Below are 13,062 nucleotides of genomic sequence, written 5' to 3' on the forward strand. Positions count from 1 at the left end.
GTCGCGCAGTGCCTGGCGGCCCTCCAGTCGGCTGCCGTCCCGCCGCAGAACGAGGACGTCCTCGGCGTAGGTGGCGACGAAGGCGTCGATGTCGTGGCTGTTGTAGGCGGTGAGCTGCTGCTCGACCACGTCCTGCGGGCTGGTCATGCGGGGGCGTCCTGTCGGGTTCGAGCGGGGTTCGGGGCACAGCCGAGGCACGGCCGGGTCAGTTCTTCACGACGAAGACGATTCCGACGACGACCGCGATGACGATACCGGCGATGACCCCGACCGCCATGGGGCCCACCCGGTAGCGGAGTTGCTTCGACGGATGGACGCGGATGCTCGGATCCGTGCTCAGCTCACACCAGTTGACGATGCGCCGGAAGTCCACCCGGAAGTCGGGGGAGGGGTAGATGTCGCTGTGCTGGAGCCCGGGCAATGAGCGGCGCCGGCCGTTCGTGAGGCGGATCCGGGGCACGAGCGAGTTCCCGTACTGGTTGTCGGTCTCGCGGACGTCGATCCAGCGGATCTCGTGCCAGGGATAGGTGCGGCCGCGACCGAGGCCCCAGCAGATGGTGATGCCGGAGGCGTCCACGGTGGTCCAGGACCGGAGCACGACGGAGGTGGCGAGGCCGACCAGCACCAGGGTCCCGCCGAGCACCCAGCCGAAGCCCGCCGGGCCGAGACGGTAGGCGGCGAAGACTCCCTCGACGGCCAACACCACACAGAGGACGCCGAGATGAAGCCACGACGGGCGATACCGGTCTTCCCCCCGGAAGCTCAGTTCGATCACCGTTCGCACACTACGCCCCGGGCCCGGTGGAGAGGGAGGGAGCCCGGGGCGGGCCCGGGTGTCAGACGTCGAACTCGCCGTTGCGGATCCCGGCGAGGAGGTCACGCCACTCGTCGGTGGTGAGTTGGGCGACGGCGGAGGGCTGGAGGCTGCTGCGGAGGTAGACAGTGTCGGGGGTTACGGCCACCTCGGGGCAGCTCGCGCCGTCCCCACAGACCTCGGGCCGCTTCCAGTGAAGTGCTTCCATCGCTCTATATCTCTTTCTTGATGAGCCTGATGAGGTCACGCGACTGCTTCTCGGTCAGGGAGCGCTCCGCCATCGTTTCAATGATGTGCAGATAGTTTTCGAGCTGACGCTGCTCATGGAGGAAGACTGGCCCACCAACTGCGTCCAACTGGACCGTGTCGAGACGGGGCACGGATCCACTGGCGTGGATGATGCCTTGACCGGAGCCCTTGAACCCGTGGGAACTGAAGCTGACTACGCGAAGCGACACGTGTGGCAGTTCGGAGTAGTCGAGCAGTCTGTCCAACTGCCGCCTGGCGCTGTCGCGGCCTCCGAACAACATCCGAAGCGCGGCTTCATGCACGACGGCCGAATATGGTCGGGCGCCCTCGGCCATCAGGAACGCGGATCGCTGGACTCGGTTCTCGACTCGGGCTTCAAGGAGGCGAGGTGCAAGCGGCGGATAGACATCACTGAAGATGGCTCTCCCGTATTCCTCGGTCTGCATGGCACCGGGGACATGGCTCACCTGGTAGGTGCGCATCTCTTTGGCGAAGAACTCCATCTCGGAGATGTCCAGGAAGCCAGTTGGTACCGCACCGCGGTACTCCTCCCACCAGCCCTTGTGACGTTCCTCGGCCATGTCTGCGAGGGCGTCGACGTAGGCGGTGTCACTCTCCTCGAAGTCGGAGGCCAGGATGCGCACCCTCTCCGGCGTGACCGGGTAGTGCGCCTTCTCGATTTGAGTGATCTTCGTGCGGTCAAGCCCGAGCAGAGCGGCAGCCTGAGCAGTTGTGCGGCCTGCGGCGTCGCGCATCTTCCGCAGTTCGATACCTACCCGCTCCTGCCTGATCGTCGGGGTTGTTCGTGGTGGCATGCCCTCAGCATCCACCTCGATCCACTGGCTGGTCCAGCCATCCATCGATCGAGTGAAGAGAAGGGCAGAAGTGTGGGCACATGTGCCCCGAATGGTTTACGTTCTGTGATGCACCGCTCACCGGATGGCGTGTCAGTAACGCCAACCCCTAGGGCAGTTGGTACCTGCTGCCCGGGCACCGAAGAGCATCCGTAGGTGGTCCTTCCAGTGCCGCTGCGGACTTGCTCACGGCGGAACCCTCACCGGTGTGCCCCATCTACACCGCAGGGAGACTCCCCGTGTGTAACCGCAACTCCCCTTCCCTCACCCTCGCCCGCGAGGGCCTCCGCAGCGCCATGGCGCGGAGCGGCTGGCACCCCGAGGTCATCGCCGACGCCGAACTCGCGCTCGCCGAACTCATCGTGAACGCCTGGCGGCACGGCCGGACGTCCTCGCCGGTCGTCCTGGTGTTCATCAACGACACCACGCTGCGGGTCTCCGTGAACGACGACAGCTGCGAGCTGCCGGAGCAGCGCCACCCCTCCGACCTCGCCGAGTGCGGGCGCGGCCTCCAGCTCATCGAGGGCCTCACCCACCGGTGGGGCGCCGAGCCCTGCAAGCGCGGCAAGGCCGTCTGGTTCGAGCTGGACGCCGTCGCGTGAACGTCGTCCACCTGCCCGTTCCCCCGCGGCCTCACGAGGCCGCCACCACCACCGTCCCCTACCTCGCCGTCGAACCCTCCCCGGACGCCGCCGTCCAGCTCCGGCTGGCCGTCGACGACCCCGTCGGTGCGGATCCCGACGAGCAGCTCGTCTTCCGTCTCACCACCCGGCAGGCCGAGGACCTCATGCACGGCCTCGCCTGGCGGCTGGGCTGGCGCTGCGGCAGGCCCCTCGGCGCCATCTCGACGAGTCCGCCGTGCTCGGACTCCTGAGCCTGATCGTCCTGTCCGCCGTCGTCGGCGCGGTCTGCCAGGCGAGGAGCGACGCCCTGCGCCGCGACGCCGCCGACCGCGCCGGGGCGGTCCGGCGGCCGGTCAGCGCAGGCGCGACGAGGAGAGGATCGACGCCAGGTGGGCGACGACCATCCCCCAGGTGATCACCGCGATCGCGGCCAGCGCGATCCGGGTCGGCCCGAGGTTGCCGACCGCCGCGTCCGCCACCGCCGTGGCCAGCAGCACCAGCGAGGCCTCGATGCCGTTGGTCACCCGGTGGATCTTGAAGATGGAGGCGAACCGTCGCGCGGTGGCGATGCCCTGCGAGCGCGGCTGGGTCGACTCCTCGTCGGCGGGCGCCAGCCCGCTGCGGGCCCGGGCCACGTCGACCAGGTCGGTGGAGGCCTTCAGCAGGACGACGCCCAGCGCCGTCGCCAGGCCGACCGAGATCCACAGGTCGGACCCGCCCCGGGCGGCCCGGATGCCCGCACCGATCATCAGCGCGGCATCGGCCAGGTAGGCGCCGAGCCGGTCGACGTACACGCCCGCCGTGCTGAACTGTCGCTTCCAGCGGGCCACCTCGCCGTCGACGCAGTCGAACAGCAGGAACCCCTGGAACAGCAGGGCGGCCAGGATCGCGCCCGTCAGTCCGGGGATCACCAGGGCGGCCCCGGCGCCGACGCCGCAGACCACCATCACCCAGGTCAGGGTGTTCGGCGAGACGGACGTCCGCACCAGCCGCCGCGTCGTCCGCAGCGAGATCCGGCGCATGTAGAGGCGGCCCGCCCAGTGCTCACCGTTGCGGCTCTGCATCTTGGCCTGCGGCTGGCAGACCTCCCGCATCTCGGCCAACGTCGGGGCTGCGACCTTCACGAATTCCTCCACCTTGTCCGGCCGGACTCAGAAACGATCAAAGGCTACGGCCTGCCGTGGCCACGGTCCGGGGCGGGTCTCCGAGTGGCGCCGCCGAGCCGGCACGGAGGCGCGAGGGCACGGGGTCAGCCCGCGAAGGTCAGTGCGGCGGCCGCGACGAACAGCACCTGCAGAGCGGTGCGGGGGCCGATCGGGGTGACGCCGGGGAGTCGGCGGCGGGCGGCCGAGACGTTCGCCGGGAACATCGCGATCATCATGAGGATCAGGCCCGCGGACGCCAGCCTGGTCGTCGCCGGGACGAGGACCAGGACGGCGCCGGCCAGCTCCAGCAGGCCGGTCAGCGTGATCAGCAGCTCCGGCCGGGGCAGGCCCGGCGGGACCATGGCGACGAGTCCGCTCCGCAGGCGCGGGAGGAAGTGCGCGGACGCGGTGAGCAGGAACATCGCGGCCAGTCCGACCCGCAGGGCGGGGTGCCAGCCGTCGAGCACGTCCACACCGGCCAGTCCGGCCAGGCGGGCGGCCAGGAATCCGGCGACAAGAGCGATCAGGGGTGCCATCTCGGCCTCCGAAGGTGCGGGTGGTGCCCTGCGTGCAGGGCATCTTGACACCATCAAGTTAGGTGCGGCCGCGCCATCTTGTCAATGGAAAGTTATGATCGGGGCATGTCTGCCCAGCCCTATCACCACGGTGACCTGAGGAATGCCCTGCTCGCCGCCGCCGCCGCGGCCATCGAACAGAACGGGCCCGCCGCGCTGAGCCTGCGCGAGCTGGCCCGCCGGGCCGGCGTCTCCCACGCCGCCCCCGCCCACCACTTCGGCGACAAGGCGGGACTGCTCACCGCACTCGCCGCCCAGGGGTACGAACTCCTCGCCGACGCGGTACGCGCTGCCGGGCCGGACCTGGCCGGGGCGGGGATCGCCTACGTCCGGTTCGCCGTCGGGCACCGCGCCCACTTCACGGTCATGTTCGAGCCCGGCCTCTACCACCCGGACGACCCGCACCTGTCCGCCGCCCGGGCCCGCGCCGACGAGGCCCTCGCCGCCGCGCTCGCGGCGTCCGCCCCGCAGCACGCGCGGGAGCGCGAGCTCAAACTGGCGGCCTGGTCGATCGTCCACGGCTTCGCCCAGCTGTGGAACAGCGGGAGCCTGCCCGACCGCGCCGGGGAGGACCCGGCGACGATCGCCCGCGCGGTGATCGGCAACCTGCTGCGCGCCTGACCCGCCCGGCGGCGGGGGCCCCGCCGCCGGACCGTACGGCGCGCGCCGGTCAGATCAGCGCCACCGCCGGCACCGGCGCGGTCCCGCCCCGGTGCAGCCAGCCGCGTTCGGCGGCCGACCAGGCGGACGTCGTCAGCAGGTAGAGCGCGGCAGCCAGCGGCACCAGCGCCGCGAACAGCACGGTGCCGAACGACAGGTACGGCATGACCGCCATCAGTCCGGCCTGCCCGGGCTGCCCCGGCTGCGCCGGCTGCTTCGGAGCGGCCGCCTGCGCACGGCGGGCCCGGCGGAAGTTGACGTACCCCACGGCGGCCAGCCCGGCGTACAGCGCGCCGAACACCACCCACTGCGCGGCGCTCTGCGCGCTGCCCGCGTGCAGGCCGAGCGGGACGCCGAAGAGGGTGTGGCCGAGCAGGTCGTTCGGGGTGGTGAACAGCCGGTACATCACCGAGAAGAACGGGATCTGGATCAGCATCGGCAGGCACCCGGCGAACGGCGAGGCCTTCTCCTCCCGGTACAGCTCGGCGAGCGCGGCCTGGAGCTTCTCCGGCTTGCCCTTGTGCTTGCGGTTCAGCTCGGCGACCTTCGGCGCGAGCCGGGCCCGCGACTTCTCGCCGCGCGCGGCCGCCCGCGCCAGCGGGTGCAGGGCGAGCCGGACGCAGACGGTGAACAGGACGATCGCCAGCGCGGTGGGCACCAGCTGGGCGAGGGAGGCGACGACGTCGTGGGCCAGGCCGACGGCCGGGTCGAGCACTGCGAAAACGGACATGGTGGAGCGAGCCCTCCGGGGTCTCAGCGTCTCAGGACATGAGTGATCGGCGGAGGGCGGCCGCGTGGACGGCGGTGGAGAAAGGGGTGGTTACGCGGCCGCCGGGGCCGCGCCCGGGGCCCTGGGGCGTCGCCTGCCCCGGGCGTCGGGATCGCGCTGCGGGAGGAAGGCCGTCCGGAGCGCCCGACGCCGCAGCGTCCCGTCCCGGACGGCGGCCGGCGCCCGCGCGCCCAGCAACCGGGCCGCGGCCAGCGTGCCCGCGACGGCGCCGGCCAGCAGCACCACGGCCGCGGCGGCGGCCACCGAGGTCAGCGTCCCACCGTCGGTGAGCGCCTCCCCGGTCAGCACCCGGAGCAGGCCGAGCAGCATCGCGACGAATCCCACGGTGAGCTCCTCTCCTGCCAAGTGCCGAGTGCCGAGTGCCGGGCACCGACTGCCGGGCGTACCGGCTGACGAACCGACTGGTGTGCCGACGGACGCGCCGTGCTCGGCGGTACCGGGTCCGGGCGTTGTCGACGATGGTACGACGCCCGGCGCTCCCGGGGGAGCGCGCGCTCACGGCGGGCGGCCCCGGCGCTCCCGCGCACCGTAGCCAGCGGTGCTACCCGGGGCTACCTTGGAAGGATGAAGACGATTACCCAGCGGGAGTTCCGGAACAACTCCGCCGCGGTGATGGACGCGGTGGAGGCGGGCGAGACCTTCCACATCACCAGGAACGGGGTCGAGGTCGCGGAGCTGCGGCCGGTCGCGGAGCGGCGGCGCCTCACGGCCGAGGAACTGGTGGCGCGGCACGTGAAGCTGCCGCGGGTGGACTACCAGCAGATGCGCAAGGAGGCCGAGGAGTACTTCGGCCCCGAGGAGCTGGTGGGGGACGACGGCGACGACCCCTTCGAGCGGCGGCGTGGCTGAGCGGCGCAGGGCGCCCCGGCGCCGCCCGGCCGGGGTACTGGACACCTGCGTCTACATCGACCTGGCGCTGCTCAACCCGGCCGAGCTGCCGGCCGTGCCGGAGCTGACCGCGATCACCTTCGCCGAGCTCCAGCAGGGCGTCTCGATGGCTCGGGACGCGGTCAGCCGGGCGTCGCGGCTGGAGGTGCTGGGCGCGGCGATGGCCGACTTCGACCCGCTGCCCTTCGACGCGGCCGCCGCCGCCCGGTACGGGACGCTGGTCACGCTGACCATCGCCGCCGGGCGCCAGCCGCGTCCGCGCCGGATCGACCTGATGATCGCGGCCGTCGCCTCCGCGCACGGGCTGCCGCTGTACACGCGCAACGTGGCGGACTTCCGGGGCCTCGGCGCGGCCGTCGAGGTCATCGGGATCTGACCGGATCCGACTCGGTCCGGCCGACTCCAGCCGGGGCCGACCAGGTCCGACCGGCCGCGCCGCGCCCCCGGAAGGGGTCAGCCGAGCCGGACGGTCGTGCCGGTGGCGGCCGAGGTGCGGGCGGCCTCCAGGACGGTCAGGGTGGCCACGGCGTCGAGCGGGTCGACCGGCGGCGCAGTGCCCGGGTCGGCCAGGGCGGCGGCGACGCCCGCGTAGAAGGCGGGGTAGTCGCCCAGGTCGGTCGGGACGGTGGTCGCGTCCTCGTCGGTGCCGACGGTGCCGTACCGGGAGGGCTGGTCGGCGCCCCACGGCGCCCCGGCGCGGCCGGTGCCGTCCGGGCGCTGACCGGCGCGGAGGTCCTCCTCCTGCGGGTCCATGCCGAACTTCACGTATCCGGCGGTGTCGCCGAGCACCCGCAGCCGGGGCCCGACGAGCGGGGTGATGGCGCTGGTCCACAGGTGGGAGCGGGTGCCGGAGGCGTGGGTGAGGGCGAGGAAGGCGTCGTCGTCGACCACCGCGCCGTCCCGGCGGGTGTCGATCTCGGCGTAGACCGTCTCGACCGGGCCGAACAGGGTGAGCGCCTGGTCGACCAGGTGGCTGCCCAGGTCGTACAGCGTGCCGCCGCCCTCGGCCGGGTCGGCCAGCTCGCGCCAGCCCGCCTTGGGCTTGGGGCGGAACCGCTCGAACCTGGACTCGAAGCGGTGGACCCGGCCCAGCGCGCCCTCGCGGACCAGCCGGGCGGCGGTGAGGAAGTCGCCGTCCCAGCGCCGGTTCTGGAAGACGGAGAGCAGGACGCCCTGCGACCGCGCCAGCGTGCAGAGCTCCCGCGCGTCGGCGGCGGTGGCGGCCAGCGGCTTGTCGACCACGGTGGCCAGCCCGGCGCGCAGCGCGGCCCGGGCGAGCGGGACGTGGGTGCGGTTGGGCGAGGCGATCACGATCAGGTCGAGCGCGTCCCGGTCGGCCAGCAGCTGCTCCGGGGTGTCCACGGCACGGGCGCCGGGGTGGTCCGTGCGCAGCTGGGCGCGGCGGTCGGGGTTGGCGGTGACCACCGCGTCCAGCCGGAGCCCGGGGGTGCTGGCGATCACCGGGGCGTGGAAGGCGGCTCCGGCCAGACCGTAGCCGATCAGGCCGACACGGAAGGGGCCGTCGTGGTCGCGGGAAGGGCGTGAGGAGGGGCTCATGCGCCTTACTCAATCACGGTGCGCCAGCACGAGGTGTCCGATTGGCCCCGGTTTCGGTGCCGTCGGTGTGACGGACGGTGAGGCGGCCGCGGTGGTTCGACCGGGACGCCCGCCGGTGGGGCGGCGGGCGTCCCGGCGGTCCGGGGGCGGGGCGGTCCGGGGTGGTCGGGGCCGGCGGGCGGGTCAGCGGGCGGTCCGGGGTGGCCGGGGCCGGCGGGCGGGTCAGCGGGCGTGGGCGCCCGGGGTGCGGCGGCGCTGACGGTGGATGACGGCGATGACGGCGCCGGCCAGGAGGAAGGCCGAGCCGATCGAGGCCAGGACGCCGAGGGAGCGGTCGGAGCCGGTCTGGGCGAGCCGCTCGTGATCGGTGGCCGGCACCGGGGCGGGCGCGGCGGCCTGCGTGGTGGGACCGGGGCCGGCCACCGCGGCGGGGCCGGCCGTGGGCGGCGGCGTGGTGGCGGAGGCGGCGGGGGTGGTGGCCGCGGCCGTCGGGGCGGCGGTCGGCGTGGCCGGAGCGGTGGTGTGGTCGTGCCCGGCGGGGTGCCCGGACGACGGAGCCGGGGCGGTGCCGCCCGGAGCGGGGGCGGGCGGCGTCGCGGGTGTCGTCGTCGGCGCGGTGCCGCTGCCGTCGAAGACCACGTCCGAACAGGAGTAGAACGCCTCCGGGCTGTCCGAGCGCTGCCAGATCGCGTAGATCAGCTGGCGTCCGGTCTTCCCCGCCGGGACCTTGCCGGGCAGCACGTAGGAACCGTCCGTCAGCTGCGGGTCGGTGACCGTGAGGAACGGCTGGGGCTCCAGGTCCGCCCAGGTCAGCGGCTTGGTCGGGGAGTAGCCGGCGTTGGTGACGAAGAGCTGGAAGGTGCCCCGGTGCGGCGCGGTGGCGCGGTAGCGGAAGGTGAAGTCCGACCCGGCCGTGAGGTTGGTGGCCGGCCAGTCGGCGCGCGGCAGGTCGAGGCCCTTGTACAGGTCCGAGCCCGCGCTGCACAGCCGGCCGTCCGGGATCAGCTCGCGGTGGCGCCCGGCGGCGTCCCCGATCCGCAGGCTCATCCAGTCGTAGAGGGCGGCCGTGCCCCCGGCGGCCACGGCGGCCCGGCAGGCCGCCGACTTCGGGTGCTCGGCGCCCTCCAGGTAGCAGCCCTCGATCCGGCTGAGCGGATTCTGCATCGAGCCGTGCGCGGCGGCGGCTCCGCCACCGACCCCGACGGTGAGGCCGGCGGCGGCGAGGGTGAGGACGGCGGCGGGGAGGCGGTGGCGCACGGGCATGGTGAGGGGACTCCTTCGCGGGAGCGGGGTGAGGGTGGTGCCGTTCACGCTAGCCGGGCGGCGGGGGCCTGCTGAGGGGCGCTCAGAGAGGTTAGGGGCGGCTTAAGGAGCCGTTGAGGCGGGAGAGCCGCAGGACGGTCCCGGAGCCCGTCCGGAGCCGGTCCCGGCCCGGGGCCCGGTGCGGGTCCCGGTGCGGGCTCCGGTGCGGGTCCCGGCGCGGTCGTCCGGACCTGGGCGTTCCGGTGGGCGGGACGTACTGCCGTCGGGCTGGTGTGCGGATTAGGCTGTGCCCCGTTGGGGCAGCCAGCAGTACCCCCGGCGGTCCGGTGTCCCGAGGTGGGTCCGGCCGGTGGGAGGCGCAACGGTGACGGCGGTGCGCCGCAGATTTGGTACGACCATCGCAAGACGTTGCAACTTCGGGAGACACGCACGTGGCAGAGCGCAAGCCCATCGAGTCCTGGCTGACCGACATGGACGGGGTCCTCATCCACGAGGGCACGCCGATCCCCGGCGCGGAGGAGTTCCTGCGCCGGCTGCGGGAGTCCGGCAAGCCCTTCCTGGTGCTCACCAACAACTCGATCTACACCCCGCGCGACCTCAGCGCGCGCCTGGCCGGCATGGGCCTGGAGGTGCCGGAGGAGTGCATCTGGACCTCCGCCCTGGCCACCGCGAAGTTCCTCAAGGGCCAGCGCCCCGGCGGCACCGCCTACGTGATCGGCGAGGCCGGCCTGACCACCGCGCTGTACCAGGCGGGCTACGTGCTGACCGACAACAACCCGGACTACGTCGTCCTCGGCGAGACCCGCACCTACAGCTTCGAGGCGCTCACCAAGGCGATCCGCCTGATCAACCAGGGTGCCCGCTTCATCTGCACCAACCCCGACGAGACCGGCCCGTCCACCGAGGGCGTGCTGCCGGCCACCGGCTCGGTCGCGGCGCTGATCACCAAGGCGACGGGCGTCGAGCCCTACTTCGTCGGCAAGCCCAACCCGCTGATGATGCGCGAGGCGCTGAACAGCGCCGGAGCCCACTCGGAGACCGCCGTGATGATCGGCGACCGGATGGACACCGACATCGTGGCGGGCATGGAGGCCGGCATGGAGACCATCCTGGTGCTCACCGGCCTCACCGCCGCCGCCGACGTGGAGCGGTTCCCGTACCGGCCGACCCGGGTCGTCCAGTCGATCGCGGACCTGGTCGACCTGGTCTAGCCTCTGCTCTGATGACGCGGGCCCCGCCCGGCCGATGGCCGGGCGGGGCCCGTCCGTTTGCGTGCGCCTGTTGCGTATGCGGAGGAGGGGGCGGGATGAGTACGGCGGGGGAGTCCATCGACGAGAAGCGGGTGACCTGGGCGGAGCTCTACTTCGACCTGGTCTTCGTCTTCGCGGTCACGCAGGTCTCCGGCCTGCTGCACCACCACCACGACTGGGGCGGCGTCGCGCGGGCGCTGGTGGTGTTCGTCCCGGTGTACTGGTGCTGGGTGGGCACCACCGTGCAGGCCAACATCCGCGACGTGGACACCCCGAGGGACCGCCTCGGGATCCTCGCCGTCGGCCTGGCCGGCCTCTTCATGGCGCTGGCCGTGCCCGGCGCCTACGAGGGCCGGGGCGTGCTGCTCGGCGCCGGCTACTGGGCGGCCCGGGTGCTGCTGCTGATGCTGCTGATCCGCGTCCCGGGCGTCTGGCGCGGACCGTACGGGGTGGGCGTGCTGGTCAGCGGGCCGCTGCTGTTCGTGGGCGGGCTGCTCCCGGAGGGGCCGCGGCTGGTGCTCTGGACGCTGGGCGCGCTCTGCGACCTGTCCGGCCCGGTGCTGTTCCGCAACCGGCTGGCCAAGGTGGCGTACCACCCGCAGCACATGCCGGAGCGGTTCGCGCTGTTCCTGCTGGTGGCGCTCGGCGAGTCGATCGTCGGGATCGGCGCCACGGCCGCCGCCGTCCGCCTCGACGCGGCCGAACTGGCCGCGGTGGCGGCGGCGTTCACCATCTCCGCCGGGCTCTGGTGGCAGTACTTCGTCTACGCGGCGGACGCCATGCGGCATGCCGTGACCGTCGCGGACTCCCGCCGGGACGTCATCCGCCGGGTGTTCCAGTACGGCCACCTCGCGCTGGTGGCCGGGGTGATCGCGGTCGCGGTCGGCTTCGGCGAGACGGTGGCCGACCCGCGGCGGGCCCTCGGGGCGGGCTCGGTGGCGCTGCTGTACGGGGGCTGCGGGCTGTACCTGCTGACCTTCGGCTACACCCGGTGGATGATGTTCCGCGCGGTGTCGACCACCCGGATCGTGGCGGCGGCGGTGGTGTTCGCCCTGGTGCCGGTGATGGTGCGGCTGCCGGCGCTCGTCGTCCTGGTGGTGCTGGCGGTGCTGGTGGTGGCGCTGAACGTGGTCGAGCACGTCCGGGTGGCGCGGGCCGCCGCTGCCGCCGCCCCCGCGGTCGGTGACGGGCCGCCCGGTGTCGAGCCGGTGGGTGCGGGCGCCGCGGCGGAGTGAGTTGTCGGTGGAGCTGTGTAGCGTTCGGTGTGGAAGAGGGCGGGCGGCGCAAGCGGCGCGGTACGCCGGAGGTCGGGGCGGTGCGGCGGTGAGCGGCCGTCCGGTGGGAGGTTGATGTCGTGACGGACACGGTCGAGGCAGGCGTGGTCGAGGCAGCCGGGGTCGAAGCAGCCGGGGTCGAAGCAGGGGCGGTCGGCGGGCTGGAGCTGCCGGAGTCCTGGCGCGAGGTGCTGGGCGCCGAGGCGGAGCAGCCGTACTTCGCCGCGCTGGCGGCCTTCGTGGCGGCGGAGCGCGCGGAGCACCAGGTCTTCCCGCCGAGCGGGCAGGAGTTCTCGGCGCTGGAGGCCACGCCCTACGAGAAGGTCCGGGTGCTCGTCCTCGGCCAGGACCCGTACCACGACGACGGCCAGGCGCACGGCATGAGCTTCTCGGTGCTCCCGGGCACCCGGACGCCCCCGTCGCTGCGCAACATCTTCAAGGAGCTGAACGCCGACCTGGGCATCCCCGCCCCGGACAACGGCTACCTGATGCACTGGGCCGAGCAGGGCGTCCTGCTGCTCAACGCGGTGCTCACGGTGCGCGCGCACGAGGCCAACTCGCACAAGGCCAAGGGCTGGGAGAAGTTCACCGACGCGGTGATCAAGGCGGTGAGCGCGCGCGACGAGCCGGTGGTCTTCGTGCTCTGGGGCAACTACGCCAAGAAGAAGCTGCCGCTGATCGACACCACCAAGCACGTCGTGGTCCAGGGCGCCCACCCGTCGCCGCTCTCCGCCAAGCTGTTCTTCGGCAGCCGCCCCTTCTCGCAGATCAACGAGGCGCTGGCCGGCTTCGGCGTCGACCCGATCGACTGGCAGGTGCCGAACCTGAAGCAGGACTGACCGCACGGCGGGCCGGGCGTCGCGCCGGCCCGCCGTCACCGGCCGTTCACCGGCGTCGGCCGGAGGCCGGTACCCGGTGTGCGAAGCTGGGTGCCGACCTGGTCGCCGGACCGGGTCTGGGAGGGGCGGTACGTGCGCCGGGTAGGGCGAGGGGCGGGGTTCCGGCTGGCCGTGGGGGCGGCGCTGCTGGGGCTGACGGCAGGGGTGGCGGGCTGCGGCGGCGGGAGTTCGGCCGACCCGCCGGGGAGTGCGGGCACGGGGTCCGCCGCGGCGCCCGCGCC

At 73.1% G+C, this 13,062-nt stretch carries 17 protein-coding genes; 8 read left to right on the forward strand and 9 right to left on the reverse strand.

Going from position 1 to position 13,062, the window contains the following annotated elements; all coding sequences use genetic code 11:
* Nucleotides 1-205 precede the first annotated feature (205 nt).
* The 3 genes from ABZ495_RS15330 to ABZ495_RS15340 all read right to left on the reverse strand — a co-directional run bounded on the left by ABZ495_RS15330 (nucleotide 206) and on the right by ABZ495_RS15340 (nucleotide 1,923).
* Nucleotides 206-700: a PH domain-containing protein gene (locus tag ABZ495_RS15330; protein ID WP_359836203.1), complete on the reverse strand. Its 495-nt coding sequence runs from the start codon at nucleotides 698-700 to the stop codon at nucleotides 206-208.
* Nucleotides 701-836: 136 nt separating this feature from the next.
* Nucleotides 837-1,022, reverse strand: a complete 186-nt coding sequence (locus ABZ495_RS15335; protein WP_359836205.1) for a DUF397 domain-containing protein — start codon at nucleotides 1,020-1,022, stop codon at nucleotides 837-839.
* Nucleotides 1,023-1,026: 4 nt separating this feature from the next.
* Complete coding sequence (locus ABZ495_RS15340; RefSeq protein WP_359836207.1) at nucleotides 1,027-1,923, reverse strand: helix-turn-helix transcriptional regulator; 897 nt, start codon at nucleotides 1,921-1,923, stop codon at nucleotides 1,027-1,029.
* A 233-nt stretch (nucleotides 1,924-2,156) separates the two neighbouring features.
* Between ABZ495_RS15340 and ABZ495_RS15345 the strand changes: the two genes are divergently transcribed.
* Nucleotides 2,157-2,519, forward strand: a complete 363-nt coding sequence (locus ABZ495_RS15345; RefSeq protein ID WP_329487804.1) for an ATP-binding protein — start codon at nucleotides 2,157-2,159, stop codon at nucleotides 2,517-2,519.
* The gene (locus ABZ495_RS15350; protein ID WP_329487803.1) at nucleotides 2,516-2,791 is read left to right on the forward strand and encodes a hypothetical protein; all 276 of its coding nucleotides are present in this window, start codon (nucleotides 2,516-2,518) and stop codon (nucleotides 2,789-2,791) included. Before ABZ495_RS15345 ends, ABZ495_RS15350 begins: the two co-directional genes overlap by 4 nt.
* A 102-nt stretch (nucleotides 2,792-2,893) precedes the next feature.
* Here the strand turns inward: ABZ495_RS15350 and ABZ495_RS15355 are convergent, their stop codons facing one another.
* Together ABZ495_RS15355 and ABZ495_RS15360 are read right to left on the reverse strand one after the other, a co-directional pair.
* Nucleotides 2,894-3,634, reverse strand: a complete 741-nt coding sequence (locus ABZ495_RS15355; RefSeq protein WP_359805078.1) for a CDP-alcohol phosphatidyltransferase family protein — start codon at nucleotides 3,632-3,634, stop codon at nucleotides 2,894-2,896.
* A gap of 155 nt (nucleotides 3,635-3,789) precedes the next feature.
* On the reverse strand, nucleotides 3,790-4,221 hold the full coding sequence (locus ABZ495_RS15360) for a DoxX family membrane protein (RefSeq protein ID WP_352293144.1): 432 nt from the start codon (nucleotides 4,219-4,221) through the stop codon (nucleotides 3,790-3,792).
* A 105-nt stretch (nucleotides 4,222-4,326) separates the two neighbouring features.
* On the opposite strand from ABZ495_RS15360, the gene ABZ495_RS15365 reads away from it, so the two are divergent.
* Nucleotides 4,327-4,881: a TetR/AcrR family transcriptional regulator gene (locus ABZ495_RS15365; RefSeq protein WP_359836208.1), complete on the forward strand. Its 555-nt coding sequence runs from the start codon at nucleotides 4,327-4,329 to the stop codon at nucleotides 4,879-4,881.
* Between the two features lie 49 nt (nucleotides 4,882-4,930).
* Here ABZ495_RS15365 and ABZ495_RS15370 read toward each other — a convergent pair whose 3' ends face one another.
* Together ABZ495_RS15370 and ABZ495_RS15375 are read right to left on the reverse strand one after the other, a co-directional pair.
* Nucleotides 4,931-5,650 (reverse strand): YidC/Oxa1 family membrane protein insertase, encoded by a 720-nt coding sequence (locus ABZ495_RS15370; RefSeq protein WP_329487800.1) that lies wholly within the window; start codon nucleotides 5,648-5,650, stop codon nucleotides 4,931-4,933.
* A 90-nt stretch (nucleotides 5,651-5,740) separates the two neighbouring features.
* Nucleotides 5,741-6,034 carry a DUF6412 domain-containing protein gene (locus ABZ495_RS15375; protein ID WP_329487799.1) on the reverse strand — a complete coding sequence of 98 codons (294 nt, stop codon included), beginning with the start codon at nucleotides 6,032-6,034 and terminating at the stop codon, nucleotides 5,741-5,743.
* A gap of 240 nt (nucleotides 6,035-6,274) precedes the next feature.
* Here ABZ495_RS15375 and ABZ495_RS15380 point away from each other — a divergent pair, with 240 nt between their 5' ends.
* Together ABZ495_RS15380 and ABZ495_RS15385 are read left to right on the forward strand one after the other, a co-directional pair.
* Nucleotides 6,275-6,559 carry a type II toxin-antitoxin system Phd/YefM family antitoxin gene (locus ABZ495_RS15380; RefSeq protein ID WP_329487798.1) on the forward strand — a complete coding sequence of 95 codons (285 nt, stop codon included), beginning with the start codon at nucleotides 6,275-6,277 and terminating at the stop codon, nucleotides 6,557-6,559.
* A complete protein-coding gene (locus ABZ495_RS15385) occupies nucleotides 6,552-6,974 on the forward strand; it encodes a type II toxin-antitoxin system VapC family toxin (RefSeq protein WP_329487797.1) in 423 nt (140 codons plus the stop codon). Before ABZ495_RS15380 ends, ABZ495_RS15385 begins: the two co-directional genes overlap by 8 nt.
* A gap of 77 nt (nucleotides 6,975-7,051) precedes the next feature.
* Here the strand turns inward: ABZ495_RS15385 and ABZ495_RS15390 are convergent, their stop codons facing one another.
* Together ABZ495_RS15390 and ABZ495_RS15395 are read right to left on the reverse strand one after the other, a co-directional pair.
* Nucleotides 7,052-8,155, reverse strand: a complete 1,104-nt coding sequence (locus tag ABZ495_RS15390) for a Gfo/Idh/MocA family oxidoreductase (RefSeq protein WP_359804990.1) — start codon at nucleotides 8,153-8,155, stop codon at nucleotides 7,052-7,054.
* A gap of 222 nt (nucleotides 8,156-8,377) precedes the next feature.
* On the reverse strand, nucleotides 8,378-9,418 hold the full coding sequence (locus tag ABZ495_RS15395) for a lytic polysaccharide monooxygenase (protein ID WP_359836210.1): 1,041 nt from the start codon (nucleotides 9,416-9,418) through the stop codon (nucleotides 8,378-8,380).
* 431 nt (nucleotides 9,419-9,849) lie between these two features.
* On the opposite strand from ABZ495_RS15395, the gene ABZ495_RS15400 reads away from it, so the two are divergent.
* From ABZ495_RS15400 to ABZ495_RS15410, 3 genes are all read left to right on the forward strand, one after another.
* Complete coding sequence (locus ABZ495_RS15400; RefSeq protein WP_329487794.1) at nucleotides 9,850-10,629, forward strand: HAD-IIA family hydrolase; 780 nt, start codon at nucleotides 9,850-9,852, stop codon at nucleotides 10,627-10,629.
* Nucleotides 10,630-10,724: 95 nt separating this feature from the next.
* Nucleotides 10,725-11,903, forward strand: coding sequence for a low temperature requirement protein A (locus ABZ495_RS15405; protein ID WP_359836212.1), 1,179 nt, complete (start codon nucleotides 10,725-10,727; stop codon nucleotides 11,901-11,903).
* Nucleotides 11,904-12,103: 200 nt separating this feature from the next.
* Nucleotides 12,104-12,781, forward strand: coding sequence for a uracil-DNA glycosylase (locus tag ABZ495_RS15410; RefSeq protein ID WP_329492109.1), 678 nt, complete (start codon nucleotides 12,104-12,106; stop codon nucleotides 12,779-12,781).
* Nucleotides 12,782-13,062 lie beyond the last annotated feature (281 nt).

This window comes from Kitasatospora sp. NPDC005748, assembly GCF_040630735.1.
In the GTDB taxonomy this organism is placed as follows: domain Bacteria; phylum Actinomycetota; class Actinomycetes; order Streptomycetales; family Streptomycetaceae; genus Kitasatospora.